Genomic DNA, 1055 nt, shown 5'->3' on the forward strand with positions numbered 1-1055 from the left:
CTCGGCAGGTTCAGGCGGTCGTAGCATCTGATCGTGGTGTTCGGTGGGGAAGGATTCCCTGTCGTGCGCAGGATGTTGACCTTGGCCGAGCGGGAGGAGATCTCGCGTGGTCTGGCGGAGTCGTTGGAGTACAAGGAGATCGCCGTCCTGATCGGGCGTGATTCCTCGGTCGTCTCGCGGGAGGTGGCCCGACACGGCGGTCGTGAGGGGTATCGGGCGGTGGTGGCCGAACGGGCGGCGGCGGGGTCGAGGGCCCGGCCGAAGGTCCTGGCGGTGGACCGGGACCCCGCGGTGCGTGCCCGGGTGCTCGAGTTGTTGCGGATCGGCTGGTCACCGGCCTCGATCGCGGGCCGGTTGGCGCGTGATCATGGTCGAGGGCAGGCTGGTCGGGTGAGTCACGAGGCCATCTACCAGTGGGTCTATGCCCAGCCGGTCGCGACGTTGCGCCGGGAGCTGGTCGCGCTGCGGACCGGGCGCACCCGGCGGAGTGGGCCGCGTCCGGCACCGGCGCCGCGCATCCGCGAGCCCCGCTACCTCGACGAACGCCCCGCCGAGGCCGAGGGTCGGGCGGTGCCCGGCCATTGGGAGGGGGACATCGTCGTGGGCAAGGGCGGCAGGAGTGCCGTGGCCACCCTGGTCGAGCGGACCAGCCGGTTCCTCGTCCTGGTCCCGCTGACCGGGCGGGACTCGCTGACCGTGACCCAGGCGATCATCTCCGCGGCCGGCCCGCTGCCAGCCTCGATCAAACGGTCCCTGACCTGGGACTGCGGCTCGGAGATGGCCCTGCACAAGGATGTCACCGCCACCGGGCTGCCGGTGTTCTTCGCCCACCCCCACTCGCCGTGGGAGCGCGGCAGCAACGAGAACCTCAACCGGATCGTCCGCGAGTACCTGCCCAAGGGCGTCGAGATCACCAGCGACCCGCACTACCTGGCCGCCATCGCCGCCGAGATCAACGACCGACCCCGTAAGATCCACGACTGGCGCAAACCCAGCGAGGTATTCACCGAACTCCTCGAACTGGATGCTTCCACCGCCTGAACTCGCCCTCCCCT

General features: G+C 70.1%; 1 protein-coding gene. It reads left to right on the top strand.

Features of this window, described 5'->3' with window-relative positions; all coding sequences use genetic code 11:
- The first annotated feature begins 72 nt into the window (after window positions 1-72).
- Window positions 73-1041, top strand: coding sequence for an IS30 family transposase (locus tag Q5530_RS37490; RefSeq protein ID WP_415367693.1), 969 nt, complete (start codon window positions 73-75; stop codon window positions 1039-1041).
- Window positions 1042-1055: the final 14 nt, after the last annotated feature.

The organism is Saccharothrix sp. BKS2, from assembly GCF_047689505.1.
Classification (GTDB): Bacteria; Actinomycetota; Actinomycetes; order Mycobacteriales; family Pseudonocardiaceae; genus Actinosynnema; species Actinosynnema lopnurensis.